The sequence below is a fragment of the Pseudomonas syringae genome (assembly GCF_023278085.1).
GTDB lineage: Bacteria > Pseudomonadota > Gammaproteobacteria > Pseudomonadales > Pseudomonadaceae > Aquipseudomonas > Aquipseudomonas syringae_Q.
Map to the genome: position 1 here is coordinate 4,000,601 of NZ_CP066265.1, position 23,900 is coordinate 4,024,500.

The 23,900-nt window shown below is 58.7% G+C and carries 20 protein-coding genes; 2 read left to right on the forward strand and 18 right to left on the reverse strand.

Annotated features, from left to right (window positions below):
* Positions 1-168: 168 nt before the first annotated feature.
* From I9H07_RS17860 to I9H07_RS17925, 14 genes are all read right to left on the reverse strand, one after another.
* Positions 169-528 (reverse strand): hypothetical protein, encoded by a 360-nt coding sequence (locus tag I9H07_RS17860; protein ID WP_024675425.1) that lies wholly within the window; start codon positions 526-528, stop codon positions 169-171.
* 2 nt (positions 529-530) lie between these two features.
* Entirely contained in the window at positions 531-734 is a 204-nt protein-coding gene (gene hrpT, locus I9H07_RS17865) for an HrpT family type III secretion system protein (protein WP_024675424.1), read from the reverse strand.
* Positions 731-2,836: a type III secretion system outer membrane ring subunit SctC gene (gene sctC / locus I9H07_RS17870; RefSeq protein ID WP_024675423.1), complete on the reverse strand. Its 2,106-nt coding sequence runs from the start codon at positions 2,834-2,836 to the stop codon at positions 731-733. The genes hrpT and sctC overlap by 4 nt, the downstream gene beginning before the upstream one ends.
* Position 2,837: 1 nt before the next feature.
* On the reverse strand, positions 2,838-3,269 hold the full coding sequence (locus I9H07_RS17875; RefSeq protein WP_024675422.1) for a hypothetical protein: 432 nt from the start codon (positions 3,267-3,269) through the stop codon (positions 2,838-2,840).
* Entirely contained in the window at positions 3,256-3,480 is a 225-nt protein-coding gene (locus I9H07_RS17880) for a type III secretion protein (protein WP_024675421.1), read from the reverse strand. The genes I9H07_RS17875 and I9H07_RS17880 overlap by 14 nt, the downstream gene beginning before the upstream one ends.
* A gap of 115 nt (positions 3,481-3,595) precedes the next feature.
* Positions 3,596-4,177, reverse strand: a complete 582-nt coding sequence (sctL, locus tag I9H07_RS17885; RefSeq protein ID WP_236425297.1) for a type III secretion system stator protein SctL — start codon at positions 4,175-4,177, stop codon at positions 3,596-3,598.
* 37 nt (positions 4,178-4,214) lie between these two features.
* Positions 4,215-4,742, reverse strand: a complete 528-nt coding sequence (locus tag I9H07_RS17890; RefSeq protein ID WP_024675419.1) for a hypothetical protein — start codon at positions 4,740-4,742, stop codon at positions 4,215-4,217.
* Complete coding sequence (sctJ, locus tag I9H07_RS17895) at positions 4,742-5,551, reverse strand: type III secretion system inner membrane ring lipoprotein SctJ (RefSeq protein WP_024675418.1); 810 nt, start codon at positions 5,549-5,551, stop codon at positions 4,742-4,744. Before sctJ ends, I9H07_RS17890 begins: the two co-directional genes overlap by 1 nt.
* 8 nt (positions 5,552-5,559) lie before the next feature.
* Positions 5,560-5,934 carry a type III secretion system inner rod subunit SctI gene (sctI, locus tag I9H07_RS17900; protein ID WP_024643995.1) on the reverse strand — a complete coding sequence of 125 codons (375 nt, stop codon included), beginning with the start codon at positions 5,932-5,934 and terminating at the stop codon, positions 5,560-5,562.
* A 27-nt stretch (positions 5,935-5,961) separates the two neighbouring features.
* The gene (hrpZ, locus tag I9H07_RS17905) at positions 5,962-7,044 is read right to left on the reverse strand and encodes a type III secretion system effector HrpZ (protein WP_024675417.1); all 1,083 of its coding nucleotides are present in this window, start codon (positions 7,042-7,044) and stop codon (positions 5,962-5,964) included.
* A 55-nt stretch (positions 7,045-7,099) separates the two neighbouring features.
* Positions 7,100-7,441, reverse strand: coding sequence for a membrane protein (locus I9H07_RS17910; protein WP_024675416.1), 342 nt, complete (start codon positions 7,439-7,441; stop codon positions 7,100-7,102).
* Between the two features lie 93 nt (positions 7,442-7,534).
* Entirely contained in the window at positions 7,535-8,443 is a 909-nt protein-coding gene (locus I9H07_RS17915; protein ID WP_024675415.1) for a sigma 54-interacting transcriptional regulator, read from the reverse strand.
* Positions 8,444-8,491: 48 nt separating this feature from the next.
* Positions 8,492-9,430 carry a sigma 54-interacting transcriptional regulator gene (locus tag I9H07_RS17920; protein ID WP_080266697.1) on the reverse strand — a complete coding sequence of 313 codons (939 nt, stop codon included), beginning with the start codon at positions 9,428-9,430 and terminating at the stop codon, positions 8,492-8,494.
* A 1,078-nt stretch (positions 9,431-10,508) separates the two neighbouring features.
* Entirely contained in the window at positions 10,509-12,026 is a 1,518-nt protein-coding gene (locus tag I9H07_RS17925; RefSeq protein ID WP_236425298.1) for a lytic transglycosylase domain-containing protein, read from the reverse strand.
* Positions 12,027-12,371: 345 nt separating this feature from the next.
* On the opposite strand from I9H07_RS17925, the gene I9H07_RS17930 reads away from it, so the two are divergent.
* Positions 12,372-17,609, forward strand: a complete 5,238-nt coding sequence (locus I9H07_RS17930) for an AvrE-family type 3 secretion system effector (RefSeq protein WP_419204221.1) — start codon at positions 12,372-12,374, stop codon at positions 17,607-17,609.
* Positions 17,610-17,656: 47 nt separating this feature from the next.
* On the opposite strand, the gene I9H07_RS17935 is transcribed toward I9H07_RS17930, so the two are convergent.
* From I9H07_RS17935 to I9H07_RS17945, 3 genes are all read right to left on the reverse strand, one after another.
* Positions 17,657-18,046 (reverse strand): type III secretion system chaperone, encoded by a 390-nt coding sequence (locus I9H07_RS17935; protein WP_058392311.1) that lies wholly within the window; start codon positions 18,044-18,046, stop codon positions 17,657-17,659.
* A 108-nt stretch (positions 18,047-18,154) separates the two neighbouring features.
* On the reverse strand, positions 18,155-20,323 hold the full coding sequence (locus tag I9H07_RS17940) for a restriction endonuclease (protein ID WP_236425310.1): 2,169 nt from the start codon (positions 20,321-20,323) through the stop codon (positions 18,155-18,157).
* The gene (locus tag I9H07_RS17945; RefSeq protein WP_236425318.1) at positions 20,320-20,814 is read right to left on the reverse strand and encodes a CesT family type III secretion system chaperone; all 495 of its coding nucleotides are present in this window, start codon (positions 20,812-20,814) and stop codon (positions 20,320-20,322) included. Before I9H07_RS17945 ends, I9H07_RS17940 begins: the two co-directional genes overlap by 4 nt.
* A gap of 302 nt (positions 20,815-21,116) precedes the next feature.
* Between I9H07_RS17945 and I9H07_RS17950 the strand changes: the two genes are divergently transcribed.
* A complete protein-coding gene (locus I9H07_RS17950) occupies positions 21,117-22,358 on the forward strand; it encodes a pectate lyase (RefSeq protein WP_058824174.1) in 1,242 nt (413 codons plus the stop codon).
* An 87-nt stretch (positions 22,359-22,445) separates the two neighbouring features.
* On the opposite strand, the gene I9H07_RS17955 is transcribed toward I9H07_RS17950, so the two are convergent.
* Positions 22,446-23,897, reverse strand: a complete 1,452-nt coding sequence (locus tag I9H07_RS17955; protein ID WP_080394530.1) for a type III effector — start codon at positions 23,895-23,897, stop codon at positions 22,446-22,448.
* Between the last annotated feature and the right edge of the window lie 3 nt (positions 23,898-23,900).

The window sequence follows — 23,900 nt, forward strand, 5'->3', positions numbered from 1 at the left end:
AAGCGAAGCGTCGCCCGGTTCGCTCCTGCGACGCCTATTTTTTCAGGTCTCTTTGCGAAGGGGGGGCGACGTGCAGGCAGGGAGGGTTTTTCAGGCTGGGGATGTATGCGGAAGGCGATGCTCATGAGCCTGCCATTTCAGGCTCATGAGCATCGGTCACTCAGGCCGTCAGTGCAGCTCTTCGCTTAAATGCTCCAGACCGGCAAGCATCAATTCGTGCCGGCGGATTTCATCCAGGCTGACGAACGCGTCGGGCGTTGCGTTGACGGCGCGCCACACCACGAAGTCGCGCCGTACGTCCAGAAACAGAAAGTAGTGATTGAACCGCTCTGCTTCGATGAACCGTCGCTGCAAGGCTTCGCGCAGTTGCTCGGGACGCAGGGCGCGACCTTCGATGTGCAGTGCGATGCCCCAGTCATGGTGTTCACGCCGACTGACAAAAGCGACCCCATTGGCCACTGGCCAGACCGCCGGATTCTGCGCGGCGACCTGGGCGTAGAACGCCGATTTCTCCGTTACCTCGATCATTTTTAATCCTTTAACTGCACGACTGTGTAATCCCGTTCATGGTCCTGATCGTCCAGGCCGTCACGCATGTCCGGCGGCCACCAGATAACCAGCTCACGGTTATTGGAGTCAGGGCGTTTGCAGGCGTTCCCAGAACAACCGTGGGTGGCGCACCCCGTCAGGGTGGCGAACAGCACCAGCAGAACCGCAATGCTACGGATGTTCATGGTTTCGCTCCCTTGAGCAATGAAGGCCGGCTTTCTTTGGCCATTTTCGATATCTGCGGCTGGCGCACGGCGATGTACACCTCGCTTTCCTCACCGGGTTGCAGCCACGCGTGAGGCCAGGCTGCCACGCCGATCACCCAACGACCGCCACATCGGCTTTCGTCGATACGCACCGGCTTGTTCGTGTTGTTATGTGCCACGACCACTGCTACGCCCCAGTCCTTCTGCACGAACCATTGCGAGCGTTGCCGATCAAGGGTCAGGCCTTCGCCTGGATCACACAGGCTGTCGGTTTCGAATGGCAGGGGTTCGCCGGTGCGCATACCGACGGGCGCAGTACCGTCGACCATCTGGGTAAACACTTTCTGGATGTCGCCTCGGGTCGGCATCTCACCACCGTCGCGGCGCTGCTTGATTCTCTTCATCTGGTCATCGACATCGTGCGGGTTGCCGTTCTGCACGTAGCGGGCCGGGTTGACCTGATCACCGATCAAGCGTGGCGTCAGGATGAACAGCCGCTCGCGCTGACTCAACTCACGGCTGCGAGACTGAAACAGCAGTTTGCCGATGTACGGAATGTCGCCCAGCAGCGGGATCTTGTGGATCCGGTCATTGGCTTCCAGGCCATGAAAACCGCCGATGACCAGCGAACCATGTTCAGCGATCACCGCCTGGGTGCTGACATTGCCGCGGCGCACGCTTGGCTGGGTGTCGTTGATGGTCGATACATCGATCTGCCCATCCTCGATGTCGACGATCATCTGCACCTGAGACTTGCCGTCATGATCCAGCGAACGCGGGATCACTTGCAGGCTGGTGCCCGCCGTGATGGGCAGAATGTCGGCGGCGCGCTCGGAGGTGGCCGTCAGGTATTCGGTGCGGCTCAGGTCGATCACCGCAGGCTGGTTTTCCAGGGTAAGGATCGACGGGTTGCCGATCACCGACGCCGAGCCGTTGCCTTCAAGCGCGTGCAGTTCCGCAGAAAACTTGCTGGCATTCTGAATGAACAGCGTCGAACTGGTGCCCGCATCAAACAGGTTGGCACCGCCGCTGACACTGCCTGCATTGAAATTCCAGCGGCTGGAAAGCTCGGCCAGTTCATTGCGATCGATGTCGAGAATCACCGCGTCGATTTCAATCAGGTTACGCGGTACATCCAGTTCCTTGACCAGCTTCTGATACATGGCCTTGCGTTCTGGCAGGTCATAGATCAGCACAGAGTTGTTACGGACATCGGCACTCACGCGAATATTCGCCCGGCCAGCAGCGTGACCTTTGGAAGATTTTTTGCTGCCGAAATTCAACACACGGTCAATGCCCTGTTGCAGGGAAGCGGTGTCGATGCCATTGGAGCCCAGGTTGTAGGAGAGGCCTGTGGACGCCGAACCTGTTCCGTTCGCCATACCATTACCACCATTACCCTGTGGCAGCAGGTTCACGCTGTCGATGCTCTCGCCTCGCGCACGGCTTTCCAGCAGATCCTGAAGGATGCTGGCGACACCGGCGACCACCAGTTGCTGGTCGCGATAACGAATAGTCCGATCGGCCGCATTGGCGTACTTGAGCGGCAGCACGACGACGTCCTGCTTGTCGGCCTTTTCGTCGGGCTTCTCGACTTTCTTACTGTAGTCGCGCACAAACTCCACGTATTTGGCCGGACCGCGGACCAGCACTACGCCTTCGTCCGGCAAGGCGCCCCAGCCGAAACGCTTGTCCAGCAGGCCGACATCCGTCAGGGCCGTTTGCAGGTCATCCACAGCGTCCGGCGACACTTCGATGCGCGCCGAGGTGTGCTCGCTGGAGGGGCTGACATACAGCGTGTCGTTATAGACGAACCACTGAAAGTGGTATTCCTGGCTCAGGCGGTCGAGAAATTGCTCGGGGCTCTCGGCACGGATGCGGCCATCGAGCTTGCCCTGCACCGGCGATATGTCCAGCGCCATGCCGAACTCTCTGGCGAAGTCGGCCAGCGCGTCAGACAGCTCGGTCTGCCGGGCATCATAGGCGTAAGCAGTGTGCTTCCAGGCGTCGGGGGTGACCGCCCACGTGGCAGGGGCCACCCCGATCAACAATAAAGGCAACCACATCAAGGCCTTGCGCATATCACACTCCCGGTTGCCGGTAATTGAGGATCGCACGCCCGGATAAGCCGGGCGTGGTATCGCGAATAGTGGTTTGCATCAGGCTGAGCAGGGCCGCACGTTGATTGGCCAGACTTTCCAGATGAGTGAGCAGGTCATCGAGACCACAGGGGTTTGCTATCCAGCTGATCAGGACCACGCAACGGGTCTGCGGATCGATGGCAAACGCGCCGTCACAGGCACAGGCGAGACTCGCACCGCCCTCGCCGAGCAGCGCTTCCAGCCGTTGCGGATCACCGGCATCGTAGGGGTCGAGCAGCTCGATGCTGCACCGTACCCCGTTACCGATCACCGCCAGACGAGCGTTGGCGTCATCGATCCAGCAGTCCAGCGGCGTCGCCGGACGCTGTGCAAACCACTGGCCGAGGATCTCGGTGAAATCACTGAATTCCATCGATGATTGCTTTGGTGATGCCGTGTTTGGCACGCAGGCTTTCATTGACAGCGATACCGGCGACGTCGACCTGCTGTTGAGCGTCGTTGAATGCCTGCAGGTCTTCGATGGAGCCACTTTCCGAGGCCTCCATCGCGGCGTGTTCCATGTTGGTCCGGGCGCGGTCGGCAGAGTTGTCCAGATGGCGTTGCAAGCTATTGAAACTGATCATGTTCTGGTGCTCCAGCAAAAGGGTTCAAACCCTGAGTGGAGCAAACATGCCGGGCGGTTCCATTTTGCGATCCAGTGTCCAGTCGTGTCACTCAGACAGACGCTCAAGGCCCCTGTCAGTCTGACGACTCGTCACCCAGCAGCCCGTTGCGCAGGTTCGTCCAGTCGATATCGAATGCGCCATTCGCGTCGCTGAGCCGCAAGCTGCCCACCGCTATCGTCGCGTCACGTTTGAGCTGCCAGTGCTCGGCAAAGCGGCTTTCTGCGAGCCATTCGGCGACCGGCTCGGCCATGTCCGGGTTCACGCTGAGCGTCGCCAGCGCTTCATTGAGCTGGCTGGCGGCGAGGTTTCTGACCACTGCGCGTGCGCGTTCGGCCAGCGTCGTGTCGTCCAGCAACTGCCGCAGCGACTCGCTCAATAACGCCTCCACGGCGCACATCGCCTGCTCCTGCAACACCTCACGCTGGCTTTGCAGCTCGGCCAGCAAGCGATTGGCACTTTCCCAGAACTGCGTAAGGGCCTGTTGCTGAAGGCGCTGCGCTTTTTCTTGCTCAAGCGCCAGTAACTGGCTGGCCTGCTGCTGTGCATCGGCGAGGACATCACGCGCCAGCAGGCTGTCGGCGATGTGTTCACGGCGCAAGATCGGTTCGGGCAGCAGCGCAGCGGCGGTCAGAGCAATACTGCGTTTGGCGAGCATGGGAGGGATTCCTGATACAAAGGTGGCCGAATCGGGCTCAGCTTGTCGTGACACGCCACAAAACCGCCTGCCACAACGTCTGAAGTTTGTTTTCGGGCGCCTGTCCCGGGCTGTCGGCCACCTCTTCCGGCGGCCACGCCAGGCGCAATCGGGGCCAGTATTGCGCGCCTAACCAGGCCCCCAGCAGCAATCGCGCATCCTCGTTCTGAAAATCAAGCCAGACACCGGGGCGCAACGCCTTGGTAAACGCCCAGCACCATTGCCCGTCAGGGCCTTCACTTTCGTTCCGGGAAAAGCAGATGCATTGCGCCAGCGCTATTGCCTGTTCACGCTGCGCGGGCGACAGCGCCAGCCAGCGCACTATCGGCTCTGCAACCTCAGGGGGCTGACCGGGCGTAATACCAAGACTGTGCAGAAACACACTGTGACGACTGCTCATCAGTGCTGCGCATTCATCGACCGACAAGCCATGGGCTGCGGCAAATCTGTGCTGCCAGGCCGGATGCGCCCAGTGCCAGGGGTTACACCACCAGTGGACCCACAGATCCTCGGCGGCCTGCTCCATCATGCACGCGCCGGGAGGGTCGAACGGCCGCGACTGCCACCTGCTCCGATCCGCTTCAACAGCGCAGCACGCCAGTCACTGCGCAACAGCAGAGCGGCAATCCCCAGTAACACCACCAGCCCGGCCGGTATCACCCAGAGCATGACGTTCCAGAAGGGCAAGTCCGCGCTGTCGAGTTTGAAAGGCCCGAAATTGACCCACTGTTTTGTCTCCTGAAATTCGGCAGCCGGCACGAAGACGATGGAAAACTTCTTTGAATCTGCAGATTGCGAGGACATGCCGGGAATACTGCTGGCGACCATCTGCTGAATGCGCCCGCGCACACTGTCAGGGTCCAGCGCGGCGGAGTGTTTGATGAACACCGCAGCGGAAGCGGGCTGAACCGGTTCGCCAGGCGCCACGCGCTCTGGCAGTACCACATGCACCCGCGCCACAATGACCCCGTCGATCTGCGACAGCGTTGCCTCAAGTTCCTGAGACAAGGCGTAGATGTAACGGGCGCGCTCTTCAAGCGGGGTCGAAATCACCCCTTCCTTTTTGAATATCTCACCCAGGCTGGTGCGCGAATGCCGAGGCAGACCGGCTGCGTCGAGTACACGCACCGCGCGGTTCATCTCGCTGGTCGCAACCGTCACCACGACACCGGTTTTCTCCGTGCGTTTACGCGCATCGATATGCTGGTCAGCGAGCCGCGCGACCACCTCATTGGAGTCCTGCTCGGACAGGCCGGTAAACAAGTCAGTCTCATCATTGCAGCCACCGAGCAGCAGCATGCACAGCACCAGCAATCCTGCGCTCAGATATTTCACGGAAACCTCTACTGCAGGTTGGTCAACTTGTCGAGCGCCTGAGCGCTCTTGCTCACGACCTTGGTCGTCAGCGCCATTTGCAGCGAGCATTGCGAAAGCGCACGGCCCATCTGCACGATGTCAGAACCGTCTTCGGAGTTTGCGACTTTCTTCATCTGCCGCAGAGCCTGCTGGGAAAGCTTGGCCGTGTCACCCAGACGCTCGGACAGCGCACTGGCAACCTGGTCGGCCAGATGCGACGTTGCGGGCCCGTTATCCGGGCGCATCGCCGCATTGAAAAAGTCGACATCCGCCTGAACGGGCTCAGAGGCAAGCCCCTGGTGCGCATTCTGCCCAAGCTCCGGCGAGACGCTTTTGATAGTGCTGAGTTGGGAAATGGTCACATGGATTCTCCGTCAGGCGGCTGTCAGTCAGGCAACAGCCTGGTTATTAGTACTTTGCAGCAGCGCGTTGATGAGCTGGGCAGCGACTTGTGCGGCGCTGGACTGCAAGTCAGCACCTGTATTGCCAGCCTCCTGGAGCGTCGCTTCCAGCCCGCGTTGCAGCAAACCACTCAGCAGCTGCCCCAGATCCTGACTGGACGGGTTACCCGCTGGCGTAGCGCCTGGCTGCGCGGATGGCTGCGTGGAGTTGTCAACCGGCGTCCCCAGGCCACCACCTGATGCCGTCGATTGCAGGCCACGGTCGATCAGTTCACCGATCAGTTGACCAATGTCGACATTGTCATTTGCAGCAGGACCGGTGTTGGCATCGATCGCAGGATTGCCCAGCGATGTATCGCTGACAGACGAACCCAGGCCGCCACCACTGGTAACGCCACTGGCATCACCTTGCTGCTGACCGAGCTGTTGACCGATGACGTCGAGCGCCGAACGGAACTGAGCGGTTTCCTGAGCATCCAGGCCGTTGTCTTCCTTCAGTTCGTTCATCCAGCTGCCACCGTCCCGGGTAGGGAACTGGGCCTTGTTGTCATCCATGAACTGAGCGACTTTTTCCAGCGTCGGCATATCGTCACTGGAGAACGTTGTGCCGCCCTCACCGCTCGGCGTCAGCAGGTCGTCCAGCATGGCTTTGCCAAGGCCGTTCAGCACCTGGTTCATCAGGTCAGACTGACCGGCGTTCGCACCGCCACTCAAGCCGTCACCGACGCCTGAACCCGTACCTGAACCAACGCCGCTGCCAGCGCCAATACCGGCGGAGGCACCGAAGTTGTCGCCGAGCTTTTGGTGGATCAGCTTGTCGAGCGCCGCTGTGATGTCAGCAACACTGCCACCGGACTTGCCATCCGCAGCCATGGCCTTGGCGAGCATCTTGCCAAGCGGCGAAGTGTCATCCAGCTGGCCGTTTTTGGTCAGCGCCTGAACCAACTGGTCGATAACGGCCTTGAGTTCTTTGCTGGAGGTGCTGGTGTTGCTGCTCACGTTGCTGTCGAGCGACACCGGGAACAATGAAGCCGAGGTTTGTAACGAGGTGAGGCTGTTGAGAGCTTGCATAAAACGCCCGTCCTGAGATAGCGGCCCCCTCCAGCGAGGGGGCAATCAGAAATAATTAGTAACTGATACCTTTAGCGTTCTGCGCTGTGGCACTGATCTTCTTGTTGGTGGAGTCTTCCTTGCCCGCTTCAATGGCGTTCAACACGTCCATGGTCTGCTTCTTTTTGGTCTCTTCGGCTTGCATCGCGATCAGCTGCGCGCCGTTGGCGTCTGTCTCTTTACTGGCCTTGGCCTGCGCTGCGACCGACAGGCTGTCGCCTGTGCCGGAAAGAATATTGCTCTGCAGGCTGGCGTTGGAAGCAACAGTGTTGGCACCTTGCAATGCACCGCCGACACCGCTGACGATACCGTTACCGGCATTGGTGAGTTTCGAGGTAAGGCTTGAAAATGCGACCATGATTTGATGCCCCTTAAGAATTACCAGCGTGATTGCTTGGTACTCACTAGGTGGCAACAGCCTGCGAATCGGTTCCCGCCCCGTCACAAAAAATCAGATCTGCAATTCCTTGATGCGGCGGTACAACGTGCGGCGCGGCATATCCAGTTCCTGGCTCACGGCGTCGACACAGTTCTGGTGACGTTTGAGCGACTCCTGAATCAAGGCTTTTTCGATGGCCCGCAATTGCGATTTAAGCCCGCACGTCAGGTGCTCGTCACCCTGCGGCTCGCTGCCAAGCAAAGGAAAGCCCAGCACAAAGCGCTTCGCTGCCGCCTTCAACTCACGAATATTGCCAGGCCAGTCGTGCCCCATAAGCAACGCCTGAAGCGCCGGGCAGAGAGTCGGTACGGCGACACTCAGCTCAAGTGCAGCAGCGGCAGCGAAGCGTTTGAACAAGGGCACGATGCGCTCGGGCTGGGAGCGTAACGGCGGCAGCTTGAGGGTCAGCACGTTCAGTCGAAAGTACAGATCGCGACGAAATTTGCCTTCCTCGACGGCATCGTCCAGCGAGCATTGAGCCGAGGCAATCACACAGATATCCAGCTTGATCGTCGAGGTCGAGCCCAGTCGTTCAAGGGCTCGGGTTTCCAGCACCCTCAACAGCTTGGCTTGCAGGCTGAGCGGCATGCTATCGATCTCATCCAGATACAACGTGCCGCCCTGCGCCGCCTCGATATAGCCGACTCGCGAGCGGTCGGCACCGGTATAGGCGCCGCTGACCACGCCGAACAATTCACTCTCGGCCAGAGATTCCGGAATAGCCGCACAATTCATGGCCACCAGACGCCCTTTACGGCCGGACATGTTGTGAATGCGCCGGGCAATGGTGTCCTTGCCAGTGCCCGTCTCGCCTGACAGCAGCACATCGATACCCAACTGCGAAATGCTTTCGGCAACGATCCCCAGATTAGGGACGCGCTCCTCGTCCAGATCATCATCAAACGTAGCGTCAAGACTCATCCCGCGATCCCCAAGACTCCAATGTGGCACGAACTCCGCGATTCAGATTCAAGCCGTCAAGGCAATCTGCGTCGCAACGCCCAGTTCCTTCATGCGGTGATACAGGGTGCGTCTTGGCAGCTCGAGCTCCTCAAGCACAGCATCGACATTGTGGCGGTGGCGCCTCAGGGCATCCTGAATGAGCATTTTCTCGATGACGCGCATTTGTGTGCGCAGGTCAGTCGCCGGGGCAAGCCCCTCGACAGGGTCGGAACCCAGCAAAGGGAAGCCCAGCACAAAGCGCTTGGCGGCCGATTTCAGTTCACGCACATTGCCCGGCCAGTCGTGGCTGAGCAATATCTGCACACGCCCGCTGTCCAGTGTGGGCGCCGGGCGACCCAACTCGGCAGCAATGCCCTGGGTGAACTGGTCGAACAATGGCAAAATCTGTTCGCGACGTTTGCGCAAGGCTGGCAAGTGAAGCGTCAGCACATTGAGCCGAAAAAACAGGTCGCGACGAAAAAGTCCTTGTTCCACCAGTTCATCCAGTGGCCGCTGAGCCGAGGCAATCACCCGCAGATCGACCGGGATGAATTCGGTCGAGCCAAGCCGTTCGACCCCACGGCTTTCCAGCACACGCAACAGCTTGGCCTGCAGGCTCAGCGGCATGCTGTCGATCTCGTCCAGGTAGAGCGTGCCGCCACTCGATGCTTCGATGTAACCCTCACGGGCACGGCATACGCCCGTGAATGCACCATTGACCACGCCAAACAGCTGGCTCTCTGCCAGTGACTCGGGGATGGCCGCGCAGTTCATGCCGACAAAGGGTCCGGACCTGCTGGACAGCTCATGGATACGGTTGGCAAGCGTGTCTTTACCCGTGCCGGTTTCGCCACACAACAGCAAATCCATATCCAGGAAAGCGCTATTCATTGCAATTTGATGACCCGCCGATAATGCAGTTACGCCCCAACACTTCTGGACGTCCTTATCAATGTCTGTGCTCATCGATCACTCTCATTGTAGGTGGCAAGCGGACTATTAATACCACGTCTTACAAGGCACACATATAGAGATTTAGTTCCCCAACGAATGAGAAAAATATCACAAAAATGAGAATTACTATCATAGTAACCCCATCATACCAAGCCTGTAACGGCAGGACTGAACCGCACAGAAACGATCACTAAAATCTGTATTTATTGCATATTTATCAAGAACTTATACATTGATGATCAGCTGAAACCCCACTGTTTTCAGGGGGCATTGAACGGCACGCCCTATCCTGGACCACGGCACGCTTTCAAAATCAGCTATTTAGAACTTATAAAAAACCGCACAACAAAGTACAACTAACTCATGACAGAACTTATACCAATATTTATAACCCTGAACATAAAGTGCAACTAGCTTTCCCCACTGACCGCGCACATAAATTATGGACTCCCATGCACTCATTAACTAATAAAACCCACTAAAAATTTCGCACGCATTTACAGCAATAACAGTAACGTCACACGGCAACTTTTATGAAAAAGAACAGGAATGCACAAGGTTGACCGAACGATCAGCTATTGGCCTGACGCAATTCGGATTTCCGAACAGCCTTGTGCCTTGGACCACACCACATCCGGAAGCCCCTTATTTTTCGGCAAAAACGGTAATAGCGTTTGGCCACACCTGCATTCGGCAATCCGAACGAGGGGCATGTCCACACGCGCTCACGTGAAAAACTGCGTCATTAATAACTGGCTGAAAGGTTTCACTGTAGGACAATCCTTCAATCACAGAACAGACTCAGTGGATCTTCGCCCTCATCAGGTTTGCTGATGGCCCATCCCCAGGGAGAATGTTTCAAAATATTTGTAAGCCTCTACTTACAATTTCTTACAAAGTTCAAAATAGATAGCTAACCGATATAACAAAAAAATCGTGGCCAAATGCCTCTTTTGCGATCCAAAAAAGTATTAACCCGCGTCGGGAACATGCCTGAAAAGGCAGAAGTGAAGGCGAGGATTCGAGAGAAAAGCACCAAAACGGCGCAATTTTCAGGTCTTTTTTACAGGAATGATGAAAAAAATGGTGGTTATTGGCGGATTTCGCTGGCGTAGACCACTACACGAGGCCCGGTAGGCAGCTCACGGGGACCGCTACGATACTCAGTGTCGTCCCGCTTGCGCGGCGACGAACGGTCATCCCTGATCCGCGCTGTTTGTAGCTTGCTCGCCAGAGGGTCACGCTCGGGTTGGAGTGGGAAATCGGCTAAAGCGACCGGGGCCGAGCGTTCAGCGCCCCGATCAGAAGAAGGTGTCTCTGCTACCTGCACAGGTTGTACAACCTGTGCAGGTTCGGTTGAAACCGACGGTGCAGACTGTTCAGCCACTGACGTAGCGTTTACAGGTTTGGGGACCGGCGCGCGTTCAACTGCTACCGGCTCGGAATGGACCGGTAAGGGTGCCGGAGCGCGTTCGGCAACGCGCATTGACGCCACAGGCCGGACGGCCGGAAGCGGCGCCACTGCCCTGGTTTCACCCACTGGAGGGACAGTGGTCGTTACCGGGGCCTCACCGGTGATTCGCTCGATACCCGCGGTCAGGACTTGCTTATGAGCCTTGGGTATCAACAAGCGTCCGGGGCCCTCCGGCGTCCTTTTTCGCAGGAACGCCGGGTTGAGCCGTATCAGTTGGGCCTCATCTACGCCGGTGGTGGCGGCCAGTTGGGTCAGATCCACTGCGTGATTAAGCTCGACCACATCAAAATACGGCGTGTTGGCGATCGGGGTGAGCTTTACACCGTAGGCTGCGGGGTTGCGCACTAACAGGGACAGCGCCAGCAGACGCGGCACGTAATCCTGGGTTTCCTTTGGCAAGTTCAGGTGCCAGTAGTCAACCGGCAGACCGCGTTTTCGGTTGGCTTCGATCGCTCGCCCGACAGTGCCCTCGCCAGCGTTATAGGCGGCAAGGGCCAACAGCCAGTCATTGCCGAATTGCGCATGCAGGCGCGTCAGGTAATCCATTGCCGCCTTGCTGGACGCCACCACGTCCCGACGGGCGTCGAAGGTGGCGCTCTGGTGCAGGTTGAATTCGCGCCCCGTGGAGGGGATGAATTGCCAAAGGCCTGCGGCAGCCGCCGGAGAGTTGGCCATGGGGTTGTAGGAGCTTTCGATCATCGGCAAAAGCGCCAGCTCCAGCGGCATCCTGCGCTCGTCCAGACGCTCGACAATGAAATGCAGATAAGGGCTGGCCCGCACGCTGGCACCGCTCACAAAGCCACGATTGCTCAGCAGCCAGTCACGCTGACGGATTATCCGCTCATTGACGCCCTGCCCGTCGAGCAGCCGACACCGTTCAGCGAGTCGCTGCCAGACATCTTCTCCGTTATAAACCGGCATGTCGGAAAGGGTCGGCAGCCCCACGTCGGCTTGCGCATCCGCCGATCCCCCATACACCAGCCCTGCCACCAGACGCGGCGCGCGATCGTAGCGCGGCGCGGAATAGTCGACTGACTGACAGCCCACACACAGGGAGCCCAAGGCAAGGACAGCAATCTGGACCGAGCGAGCCAGCAAGCGAGGGCTGGCGATGTGAGGGATGGCGGCTGGCATTGTCGGGGATGTCCTGAATATGTCCACCCTACGTGGTGCGATTGCCGTTCCGGTTCCCTGCACGGCACAGATGGCCCGCAAAAGCCTGGTAGCTGAATCATTTCAGCTACCCACATTTTAATGTGGAACCGCTGACTATCCTGCGCCACACAGTTACCGACGGATTTCTCAGGATTCACCCCGCCATCGCCAGGCGATCAAAGGACAAGGAGACTCACAGTGCAGGCATCGACGGTCAACCGGAACGCCGGAAACGTTATTCAGCCACCCGCGGCAGCGGACATCCGTACCCCCTCCGACCTGCAGCAACGAACTGAACAGCCTACCCAGCGCTCCTCGCACTCGTTGGGAAGTGTGGGCAAACGGATGCTGAAAAGCGTCGGCAAAGTGTTTCAGAAGTCCAGAGCACCGCAGCAGGCAGCAGCCAGACCGCCCAGCACCAAAAACGCCTCAAGCTCACGCCCTCTCCCCAATGATGAGACGGCCAAAAACACCGCTCGGGGATCTCGCCTGCCGGGCACCGACACCCCTCTTAAGTCCAGTCTGCGCAACAGTCCAGACAAGGCGAGTGGCTCAGTTGAAGAAACGCTCACGCACACAGAGACTGCGGCACAGAATAATCGCCGTGTCAGGTTTGATATTCCGGGAGAGCGCCCGGAACACAACGCCTCTGCCGATGTGTCTGCAGTGCCGATGACTGATGAAGAAGCGGCAGCCAACGCTGTTCGCGAATCCCGACTTCCCGGTAGCCGCCTGCAAGGGCCCGACGGCACGCGCCAGTCATTTCTGGCCACCCGGCCAAACGAGGCAAGCAGCTCCGGAACCAAAGTCGGCGATTCCGATGAGCCCGCACTAGGTCCACGCCTGGGACGCAGTGATGGCGGTCGTTTCGCACTGAAAGATGAACAGTTGGTACGCAATGCCCAGCCACAAGGCACTGTCCAGCTGGATGCCAAAGGCAAGCCCGACTTCTCCACGTTTGACACGCCTGGCCTGGCCCCGTTACTCGACTCTATTCTCGCCAACCCCAAACAAACCTACCTGGCCCATGAAAGCAAACACGGCGTGCACGGGCACCAGTTGCTGCAGGCTAATGGGCACGTTCTGCATCTGGCGCAGGACGACAGCTCGCTGGCGTTGATCCGCAGCAGCAACGAAGCACTGAATACAGAAGGGAAAAAGCCGCCGACTGTGCGCATGGAGCGCGAAGACGGCCATATTCATATCGAAACCAGCAGTGGGCGCAACAGCCTGGAATTGCCCGGAAAGGCCCATATCGCTCATATCACCAGTGTTCTTCTCAGGCACGATGGCGAGCGTCTGCGTGTGCACGAAGACCGGCTGTATCAATTCGATCCGATCAGCGCCCGCTGGAAGGAACCGGAAGGTATGGAAGGCATCGCGTTCAATAGCCTGTCTACCGGCGGTAACGGCTCGGTCTATGCGAAAAGTGACGACGCCCTGGTCGACCTGTCGAGTCCGTTCATGCCGCACGTAGAAGTCAAAGACTTACAGTCGTTTTCGGTAGCGTCGGACAATAGAGCGGCCTTGCTCAGTGGCACAGACGCTCAGGCCATCCTGCTGACTGACATGAGCCCGGTGATTGGCGGGCTGACCCCGAAAAGAACGAAAAACCTTGAACTGGATGGTGGCAAGGCGCAGGCGGCTGCGGTCGGCCTGAGCACTGACAAGCTGTTTGTCGCAGACAACCAAGGCAGACTTTACAGTGCAGACCGTAGCGCGTTTGAAAGCGACGATCCGCAATTGAAGCTCATGCCCGAGCTGGAAAACTTTCAGTTGGCAGGCCTGCCTCTTGGCGGCCACAACCGCGTCACCGGATTCATCAGTGGAGACGACGGCCGCATTCATGCGTTGATCAAGAACCGTCAGGGCGAGGTTCACTCCCATGCACTCGACGAACAGGGCTCAACGCTGGAAAGCGGCTGGAACCTGACCAATGCACTGGTGCTGGACAATACACGCGGGCTGAATGTACCCGCTGCGCCAAGCGCCGCTGACCGACTCAACCTGGATCGTGCCGGCCTGGTCGGCATCAGCGACGGGCGTATTCAGCGTTGGGATGCAACGCCTGAATGCTGGAAAGACGCCGGCATCAAGGATATTGATCGCCTGCAACGCGGTGCCGACAGCAACGCTTATGTGCTCAAGGGCGGCAAACTTCACAAGCTGACGGTGACTCCAGAACACCCCAACATGGCATTCGATCACAACACGGCGCTGGCCCAGACGGCACGCTCGACCAACGTCGCAATGGGCAAGGAAATCGAAGGCCTTGAGGACCGCGTGATTACCGCCTTTGCGATGGTCAGCGACAAGCGATTTGTCGCACTCGATGACCAGAACACGCTGACCGCGCACAGCAAGGATCACAAACCGGTCAGGTTGGAAATTCCCGGGCTGGAAGGCGAAATCAAGAGCCTGTCGCTGGATGAGAAGCACAACCTTTATGCACTCACCAGCAGCGGTGGGCTCTTCAGTCTGTCCAGCGAAGCCTGGCAATCGGTAAAACTGGGCGACCAGCTGCGAGCCCGCTGGACGCCGGTTGCCGCCCCTGACGGGCAACCGGTCAAGGCGCTTTTCAGCAATGATGACAACCTGCTGAGCGCCCAGATCGAGGACGCCGAAGGTCAGGGCCTCATGCAGTTCAAGGCCGGCAAATGGCAACCTTTCGAGCAGCGCAAGGTAGAAGAAAATGGCTTGAACGATGTGCATTCCAGAATCACAGGCTCCAACAAGACCTGGCGAATTCCAAAAACCGGGCTGACCGCCAGGCTGGACGTCAACGTGATGGGGCGCAGCGGCATGGAGAAAAGCAAGAAAGCCAGTTCCAGCGAATTCATACGTGCCAACATCTACAAAAACACCGCAGAAACGCCCCGCTGGATGAAGAACGTCGGCAACCATGTTCAGCATCGCCACCATGGTCGCGTAGGCCTGAAAGAGGTTTATGAAAGCGAGTCGATTCTGTTCAAGCAACTGGAACTGATCCATGAGTCGGGGGGAACGCCACCGGCGCCGGGCAAAGACCTGAAAGCGCGCATTGCCGCACTGGAATCGAAACTGGGGCCTGAGGGCACCCAGATGCTCAAAGAACTGGAGGCTCTGCGCGACGAGCTGGAAAACCACAGCTATACGGCGCTGATGTCCATTGGTCAGAGCTACGGCAAGGTGAAAAACCTCAAACAGCAGGATGGCATTCTCAATCAGCACGGGGAGCTGGCCAAGCCATCGGTACGCACTCAGTTTGGCAAAAAACTTGCTGATCTGGGCGAAAAGCTCAACTTCAAAAGCTCTGGGCATGATTTGGTCAAGGAGCTTCAGGACGCCTTGACCCAGGTCGCCCCGTCTGCTGAAAACCCCACCGGGAAATTGCTCGGCACGCTCAAATACCAGGGCCTGAAACTCAGCCACCAGAAAGCCAACATACCTTTAGGCCAGCAACGCGATGCCAGCGAAGAGCACGGTTTGACCAAAGCGCGTCTCGCACTGGATCTGGTCACGCTGAAAAACCTCGGCGCGCTTCTTGATCAGGTCGAGCGGCTGCCGCCGCAAAGCGACATAAGCGCACTACAAAAGAAACTGACCACGCTACGGGATGTGGCTTACGGCGAAAACCCGGTCAAGGTGGTCACCGACATGGGCTTTACCGACAACGCAGCGCTGGAAAGCGGCTATGACTCCGTAAAGACGTTCCTGAAGTCGTTCAAAAAAGCTGACCATGCCGTCAGCGTCAACATGCGCGCAGCCACAGGCAGCAAGGACCAGACCGAGCTTGCCGACAAATTCAAGAGCATGCTCAAGCAGCTGGAGCATGGCGACGATGAAATCGGTCTGCAGCGCAGCTACGGGCTGAACCTCACCAGCCCGTTCGCCATTCTTGCCGACAAGGCAACAGGCCCGTGGCCAACGGCGGGTGCCACCGGCAACCGTAATTACCTGCTCAATGCCGAGCGTTGCGAGGGTGGCGTCACCCTGTACCTGATAAGCGAGGCAGCGGGGAACGTGAGCGGCGGTGTCGGGGGCGGCAAGGACTACTGGCCGGGTTTTTTTGACGAAAACCACCCGGCACGCAGTGTTGACGTCGGTCACGACCGCACGCTGACTCCCAACTTTCGTCTGGGTGTGGACCTGACCGCCACAGCCGCCGCCAGCCGACGTGCGGGCGTGGTTTTCAATGTTCCGGACGAAGACATCGACGGGTTCGTCAACGACCTGTTCGAAGGCAAACTGAATCCGCTGCAAGTGCTGAAAAAAGCCGTGGACCATGAAGCTTATGAAGCTCGACGATTCACGTTTGACCTCACGGCGGGCGGAACAGCCGACCTGCGCGCAGGCATCAACCTGACCCCGGATAAAAGCCCGACGGCCGACCCTGACAGCGACTCGTTCTCTGCGGTGGTACGCGCAGGCTTCGCTGCCAACATCACCGTTAATCTGATGACCTACACCGATTATTCACTGACCCAGAAGAACGACAAGACTGAATTACGTGAAGGCGGCAAGAACCGCCCGCGCTTTCTCAACAACGCGACGGTTGGCGGGCAGCTTCGTGCTCAGATCGGCGGCACCCACACAGCCCCCACAGGCACGCCCGCCTCCGCTCCCGGTCCGACAGCTGCATCACAATCAGCCGCTAACAACATGGGCGTGGCGGCCAACCTCAGCGTAGAGGCAAGAACCGTCAAGCGGGTCAAGTTTCGTTACAACGTAGCCAAACCGATAACCGCCGAAGGTTTGAGCAAGCTGTCCAAGAGCCTTGGTGATGCATTCAATGACAACACGACCAAAGCAAAACTGGCGGAACTGGCCGATCCTCTGAACGCACGCTACACCGGCAAGAGTCAGACGCAAGCCATTCAGGCACAACTCGACGGACTCAAGGAGCTTTTTGCCGACATACCCTCGCAGAACGTTAACGACAAGCAGTACAAGGCGTTACGCGATTTGAAACGCGCGGCAGTCGAACAGGAAGCATCTGCCAACAAGCACAGCGTGCTGGACAACGCACGTTTTGAAACCAGCAAAACCAACCTCTCCGGCCTGAGCAGTGAAAGCATACTCACCAAAATCATGGGCTCAGTGCGCGAAGTGAGCGCCCCGGGCAACGCGGCAAGGGTTGCCGAATTCATGCGCCAGGACCCGAAACTCAGCGCCATGCTAAAGGAAATGGAGAACAGCATAGGGACGTTGGCGCGCGTGCGGCTGGAGCCGAAGGATTCGTTGGTCGATAAAATCGACGAAGGTAGCCGCGACGGCACAATGACCCAAAGCGATCTCTCTTCCCTGCTGGAGGACCGCAACGAGATGCGCATCAAACGGCTGGTGGTATTTCACACCGCCACTCAAGCTGAAAACTTTACCTCGCCATCACCCTTGATCAGCTATAACAGCGGGGCAAATATGAGCGTTAACAAAACGCTTGGGCGCATTAACTTCATTTATGGTGCAGACCAGGACAAGCCCATCGGCTACACCTTTGACGGGGAGCTGTCACGGCCGTCGGCAGAGCTGAAAACGGCTGCTGCGGAGTTGAAAAAAGCGGGATTCGAGCTGAAAAGCTGACCGTTAAAACACCTGAAGGCGCCGCATTGAAGCGGCGCTTTTTTTATTCAGGCGTTTAGAAACGTACGTGCTTCACGTGCCTGAGAAATAAAACCACGCGTTATGTCACAGAATGCGGGCTCATCGAGCGACACCAGCTCACGTTGCGCACACAGGCGTACATCGCCCTGATCGACGGCAAACCAGCAACCGTGCAGGCGGGCGACGTCGAAGTTCAGGCTCAGCAAACGCTGCAAATCGGCAGAGCGCTCCGGGCAGCGCCCTACACGACAATGAAAGATCACCATCTCGCTGTGCTCGGGCAACTCGATGACCGCAGCTTCGTTGTCCTGGCCGTCGTACAGCGCGCACACGCCGTTCTGAAGAGTGAGCGAGGTGCCAAGCTGGGCACCCAGCGCATGGATAAAACGGGCGAAATCAGGTTGCGAGGTTTTCATCGTCATAGTCCTTTAAGAAAAGTCGGAGCTGGCCAGGCAGTGTGTGGCTGCCCGGCGTTATCGGTTCCACACGAGAGGGCCATCATCGCGACAGCCCCCATGCGGTTACTAGCGTCGGCGGCCCTCCTCCAGTGCAACCAGCTCGGCATCGTCAGGGGCAGCATTGCCCGCAGGCGACGGCGTCTCTGGCGTTTTTTCTGACCGGAGTGCATTACGCAGGGACGAAACGCCATTCGATACCCCGTCCTCCGCGACACGCACCGTGTCCACCACCACCTGGGTTGGTAATTGCAACGCGCCCCGGCCCATGTGGTAAGCGCTTTCCAGGGCTCGCGGGACACCACCCAGCGTACCCGGCTGGAACGTATGCGGCAGTGAAGCTCTGTCGGGGTGGCGAATATTGTTCAAGGCCGTTTCAGTGCGAGCCAGCATTGGCGTTGCGCCGCCCATGCCGGCCTCTTTCAACGCCTTGGCCTCGGCCGTGACCGACTGGTTGGCGTACAAGGTGGACAGATAAGACACCGAGCCTGTCGCCGCCAGCGCCATGTTGCGCAGGATATTGCCCGCGCTGAGCCTGCCGGGCGTTGCTGCGGGCTGAGCGGCAACCGGCGGTAGCGAAGCGGTCAATGCAGAACTCTGCACGCCTGAAAAAGCCTTGCTGTAGAACGCAGTGCGCACCGCCGGTTCGCGAAGGTCCAGCCCTTTGGCCAGGTCCTTGCCCAGATCGGCCTCGGCCCGGTCCGGGGTAAACACCGGGATCTTGCGCCCGCGCGGATCGACATACGTCGAATTCAACTGCGCGAGGGTCTGGGTGGTGGCTGATATCGCACCGGCCATCCCGGAGGTCAAGGCTCTGGCCGTTACAGTCTGGCCGTTGAGCTGATTGAAATCGTGAAGCATCTGGCGCACCGCCTGGCCACCGCCAAAAGCGCCGTAAGGAATCATCTCACCCAGTGGATGAGTCGACGAAACCTGAACCTTTTGCTGATTCAGAACCGCTCGCTCGCCCTCGACGAACGCTTTGTCTTCGGCGACTTCCTGCGGCGTTTTTCTGACCAGCGCGCCGTTGTCGTTCTTCAGCTCGAACGGGTCAGGAATCACCGAGTGGGTGTCGATGCCCTTGAGCGGAACCATGTTCAGCCGCTCATTGAGACCGGTCTTCTGCAACCCGGCCTGCACCATCGGTTTCACCAGGTTGGTAACGCCTTCATGGGCAACGCCTGCCACCAGCCCTACAACCAGTGCTTTCAGCATGCTGGCGTCGCTGCTCTTTCCGGGAACGGCGTCTTTCATCTCGTCATTGGTGGCCGAGCGGACAAAACCCAGGTGGGTCATGGACGAGAGAAACTGCGGCACTGCTGCTGCAATGATCGGCCCGGCCCCTTTCCAGCCGCTCACCGAATTACGATCAGCGTTCAGCTTGTCGACCAGAGTGTCCATTTGCGCATGGGCTGCCACGGCGTTCAGTCGCTTGGCCTCCGGTGACTTGGCAAATCCGGCGTGCAGATCGACCAGTGTCGCCTTGGACTCTTCCAGCGCCTGCCGATCCATCAGCAGAACAAGACTGCTGCCCTCATCGGCGTTTTCCAGCGCGGTGTCCAGCTCAGCGATGCGCTCATCGAGCGAGGCGATACTGTTGCTCAACCCCTCCTCAATGGATTTGCTCGCCCGGCCGGCGTACTCGCCCAGCGCAGCCTGGCTGACCGCCAGCGTGCTGCGGTCGCGCAACCCGCCGGGGCCGAACGAATCAGCCGTCGCGTCATGCATCAGTTGGAAGTGTTCCAACTGATCTGCGACTGACTGGGCAAAGCCCTTGATCAGTTGCTCGACCTCGGCTTTGCCTGGCGCATGTCCCGGTTCGGCAAACCTGCCAAGCAATTGCTGCAACTCAGAGCCGTGAAACTGTTTCAACTGGTAACGCTCGGGGGATAACCGAGCGGCCATGACCTCGAAAGGCAGCTTTTCAGACTGCAACAGGCTGCCGATCAGCAAGGCTGCACGAGGGCTGATTTTCGGCGTCGCGGTGCCCGGTACAGTGGCCTGTTCGGCACGAAACTCCTGCAATTTTTGCTGATGACGCGGCGCGATCCTCAGGCGTGCTGTACCGGCGGCCGAGCTTTCGCCCGCCTGCCTGGCTGACTGGCTGGCGGTCAGCGGTGGGTTGCTGCCCGGGCTTACCGCGTCAGGGTGAGCGTTGGCGACCGCGGCAGGTGCCTGTTGCTGATTCGCCTGAACGATTTCGGTGCTGCCTGACCCGCTGACTCGCATGCCAGTCATTGGAACCTCCCCGAGGTCGCGGTGCTTTCACGCTGCGCTACTGAAGGAGCAGACACATTGGCTGGTGCGCTCGCCGCGTTGGCCTGCCCCATGAAACCGTGCTCTCGCCACTCTTTTGCCAGGTCGGCAAATGACCTCATCAGCAGCAGCACCCCTTCGGCGGATGCTCGTTCCAGGCTCACAGAACCCATCAGCAGCACGCGCCCGGTCTGGGCATTCCAGGAAAACACCGGGCTGTGGGCCCCCGAAAACATATGGAAATTGATGTCCATCAACGCCAGTAATGCGGTGTCACGATTGCGGGCGGGCAACGCGCCCATGTCACCGTAGATCAGCACCGCACGCCCTTCGTCACGGTCCTGATACTGAAGGGTGAAATCCACATCACTGATTTTGAAATTGGCAGATTCGTAAAAACGTTCCGGCGCTGAGATCAGGCTGAGCGCGCAGATCTCGTTAATAAGCGTGTGGTACTGATCATTGTTTGTCATTTCACGGCCTCTGAGTGCGATTTCGGCCACACCAATTTTCTTGTCGGCGTGTACGCACTGAGTCGGAGGAACAGGCTTTTTGGTTCCTTGGCCATGACCAGCCGCTCTGCAACGGGCGTTTTGAAGCCATTGTCATTTGAGACAGGCAAACGGGAACCCATCTCCGCGCGGCGCCACTCACCTCAGGCAAGGTCAGCCCACACCCCTCATCTCTCACCGAACCGGCAGCGATGCGGCGCCTTGCCCTGACAGACCAGGGAGCGGGTGCCGATCCAGTTGTCCACATAGCGAGGTAACGCGTCATGAGCATCGGTATTACCCAAAGGCCACTTCAGAACACGCCCCAGGCGCTGGATTTTTCGGCGCTGAATAGCGGTAGCCCGCAACAAAGTACGTTGGGTCAACAAGACACTCAGCAAGCCGTGGACCCCGGTGCGCTGCTGTTCAGCAGCGACAAACAGAAAGACGTCACCTTCGGCACACCAGACAGCACCGTGCAGAATCCACAAGACAGCAGCAAGAGCAACGACAGTCAATCCAACATCACCAAGTTGATAAGTGCATTGATCATGTCGTTGCTGCAGATGCTCACGAACTCCAATAAAAAGCAGGACGCGAGTCAGGATCAGAATGATAGCCAGACGCCTTTTCAGAACAACGGTGGGCTTGGTACGCCGTCAGCCGATAGCGGGGGCGGTGGCACACCGGATGCGACAGGTGGCGGTGGCGGTGATACGCCGACCGCAACCGGTGGAGGTGACGGCGGTGGCAGTACCCCGACCGCAACAGGTGGTGACGGCGGTGGCACACCCACTGCAACAGGCGGGGGCGATGATGGCGTAACACCGCAAATCACTCCACAACTGGCCAACCCCAACGGCACCTCAAGTACTGGCCCGGTTTCGGATACCGCGGGTTCTACCGAGCAAGCCGGCAAAGTCAATGTGGTGAAAGACACCATCAAGGTTGGCGCTGGCGAGGTGTTTGACGGCCACGGCGCTACCTACACCGCCGACAAGTCAATGGGCAACGGAGACCAGGGCGAAAACCAGAAACCCATGTTCGAGCTGGCGGAAGGCGCGACCTTGAAAAATGTGAATCTGGGTGAGAACGAAGTCGACGGCATCCATGTGAAAGCGAAAAACGCCGAGCAAGTCACCATTGATAACGTGCATGCCCAGAACGTCGGGGAAGACCTGATCACGGTCAAGGGCGAGGGAGGTGCAGCAGTGACCAACCTGAACATCAAGAACAGCAGCGCCAAAGGCGCAGATGACAAGATCGTCCAGCTCAACGCCAACACGCACTTGAAAGTCGACGGTTTCAAGGCCGACGACTTCGGGACGATGGTGCGCACCAACGGTGGCAAACAGTTTGACGATATGAGCATTGAACTGAACGGCGTAGACGCCAACCACGGCAAGTTTGCGCTGGTGAAAAGCGACAGTGAAGATCTGAAGCTGGCAACTGCCAACATCGCCATGACCGACGTCAAGCATGCCTACGACAAGACCAAGGCTTCCACCCAGCACACAGAGCTCTGATCCCAGGCAAGCGCTGGCAAGTAAAAAGGGGGGCGTATTCTTTCGAATACGCCCCCCTTTTTCGTTAAAGGCAATCGGTCGAAATGCTTATGAGCGCATTGGCTCAAAATGCACTGCGCTCGGCGAACCCGCCGCAATACCACCCTCTTCGATGTCAGGCTCGCGAGCATTGCGACGGCGCAAGGTGTCACGCAGGGATGCCCCCGTATTGGCAATCATATCGCCACTTGCGTCTATGCCCGCCTTGGCCAGCTTGACGGTCTTGTCAGCCACATAACCCGTGCTGCTGGACGCCGCGGTTTTCACCGTATCCTGCAAGAACGATTCGGCCTTTTTCACCGCTGGGTCTGTTCCGACCGCTGCCGTGGTCCAGCCTGCGAAAACCGCTGCCGAACCTGCCAGGTTGGTCAGTTGACTGACCGCCGCCTTGGTTGCCGGGTCGGTGATATTTTTGGTCGCCATTTCCTGCAATTTGCCCACTCCGGCAAAACCGCCCGCCAGTGCCAGACCGTTTTGCACCAGGCTGGTGGCCGATACCAGACTTCTCACCGCTTTGAGACCGTCGGTGGCGACGTCCAGCGGCAAACCCGCAACCCGCTTGCCGGCATTGAGCGCGGCACCGGAGTAGCTGGCAGATTTGATCGCCTTGTAAGCATCGAGCCAGTCGGTTTCTTCATTCAAGTCTGCTTTGGGTTCTTTGTCTTTTATGCCGAGTACAAATGCACCGCCACGCAAATGATCACGCGCCTGCACACTGAGCATGCGGTTGCCAAACCCTGCGTTGGCCGCCAGGCCGCCCGCCGCCGCGACGCTGATGTCCACCGCACCCTGCACTTCGGGCCTTGCAGCCAGTGCAGGAGCCAGCACGGTACGCACTGCATTGCGCGCCGAGTAGGTCTGAATGGCAATCCCCATATCAACAGCCTGGCGCGTCACACCCGGCGAATGGCGCTTCACCGAAGCGGCCATTGCGTCATGCAGCTTCTCCGGTGGTGTGCTCAGGTAATGCAGGTCACCCGTGGCGCGGTTCATGACGCCGGTACCGACCTGATCCATGACGCCCGACAGCGCTCCGGAAATAAGCGGCGTCAGCGGTTTGAGCGGAGTCGGCAGCCAGTCACCCTTGTTGATCGCTGGCTGCATGTATTGCAGCACTGACGCAGCGGCAAACGGTGTTGCCCTCAAAGCACCAGAGGCCGCGGTTGCCATGCGGTCGAACTTCTCTGCCTTGGCGAAGGTGTCGGCGATGCTGGAAGGGGTTTCCCCCTCGTCCATCAGGCGTATGGCGCGACTGTCGATGATGCTGTCGATCTGCTCGTTGTGCGCATGCACGGCGTCATGGTCAGCGGCCGCACCGGTCAACGGCAGCCTGTGCGCAGCGAATACATGATCTTTCAGGTGATCGGTAATGGCCGTCAGATTGGCCTGCTCGGCCGGGCTGAGCGTCCGCACCGAACTGGAGGCAAAAGACTCCCGCGCGGAATGGAAGCGCTCCAGTTCAATGCTGGGCTGTGGGCTGCTGGGTCGGTTGATTTGCATGGA

What these genes read in the sequence shown, in the direction of transcription:
- sctL (WP_236425297.1), bottom strand. Translation starts at nt 4,177, where the DNA reads ATGCTCGCCAAACGCAGTATTGCTCTGACCGCCGCTGCGCTGCTGCCC.
- hrpT (WP_024675424.1), bottom strand. Translation starts at nt 734, where the DNA reads ATGAACATCCGTAGCATTGCGGTTCTGCTGGTGCTGTTCGCCACCCTG.
- hrpZ (WP_024675417.1), bottom strand. Translation starts at nt 7,044, where the DNA reads ATGCAAGCTCTCAACAGCCTCACCTCGTTACAAACCTCGGCTTCATTG.
- I9H07_RS17945 (WP_236425318.1), bottom strand. Translation starts at nt 20,814, where the DNA reads ATGACAAACAATGATCAGTACCACACGCTTATTAACGAGATCTGCGCG.
- I9H07_RS17860 (WP_024675425.1), bottom strand. Translation starts at nt 528, where the DNA reads ATGATCGAGGTAACGGAGAAATCGGCGTTCTACGCCCAGGTCGCCGCG.
- I9H07_RS17875 (WP_024675422.1), bottom strand. Translation starts at nt 3,269, where the DNA reads ATGGAATTCAGTGATTTCACCGAGATCCTCGGCCAGTGGTTTGCACAG.
- I9H07_RS17935 (WP_058392311.1), bottom strand. Translation starts at nt 18,046, where the DNA reads ATGAAAACCTCGCAACCTGATTTCGCCCGTTTTATCCATGCGCTGGGT.
- I9H07_RS17890 (WP_024675419.1), bottom strand. Translation starts at nt 4,742, where the DNA reads ATGGAGCAGGCCGCCGAGGATCTGTGGGTCCACTGGTGGTGTAACCCC.
- I9H07_RS17880 (WP_024675421.1), bottom strand. Translation starts at nt 3,480, where the DNA reads ATGATCAGTTTCAATAGCTTGCAACGCCATCTGGACAACTCTGCCGAC.
- I9H07_RS17955 (WP_080394530.1), bottom strand. Translation starts at nt 23,897, where the DNA reads ATGCAAATCAACCGACCCAGCAGCCCACAGCCCAGCATTGAACTGGAG.
- I9H07_RS17925 (WP_236425298.1), bottom strand. Translation starts at nt 12,026, where the DNA reads ATGCCAGCCGCCATCCCTCACATCGCCAGCCCTCGCTTGCTGGCTCGC.
- sctC (WP_024675423.1), bottom strand. Translation starts at nt 2,836, where the DNA reads ATGCGCAAGGCCTTGATGTGGTTGCCTTTATTGTTGATCGGGGTGGCC.
- I9H07_RS17920 (WP_080266697.1), bottom strand. Translation starts at nt 9,430, where the DNA reads ATGAGCACAGACATTGATAAGGACGTCCAGAAGTGTTGGGGCGTAACT.
- I9H07_RS17915 (WP_024675415.1), bottom strand. Translation starts at nt 8,443, where the DNA reads ATGAGTCTTGACGCTACGTTTGATGATGATCTGGACGAGGAGCGCGTC.
- I9H07_RS17950 (WP_058824174.1), top strand. Translation starts at nt 21,117, where the DNA reads ATGAGCATCGGTATTACCCAAAGGCCACTTCAGAACACGCCCCAGGCG.
- I9H07_RS17910 (WP_024675416.1), bottom strand. Translation starts at nt 7,441, where the DNA reads ATGGTCGCATTTTCAAGCCTTACCTCGAAACTCACCAATGCCGGTAAC.
- I9H07_RS17940 (WP_236425310.1), bottom strand. Translation starts at nt 20,323, where the DNA reads ATGACTGGCATGCGAGTCAGCGGGTCAGGCAGCACCGAAATCGTTCAG.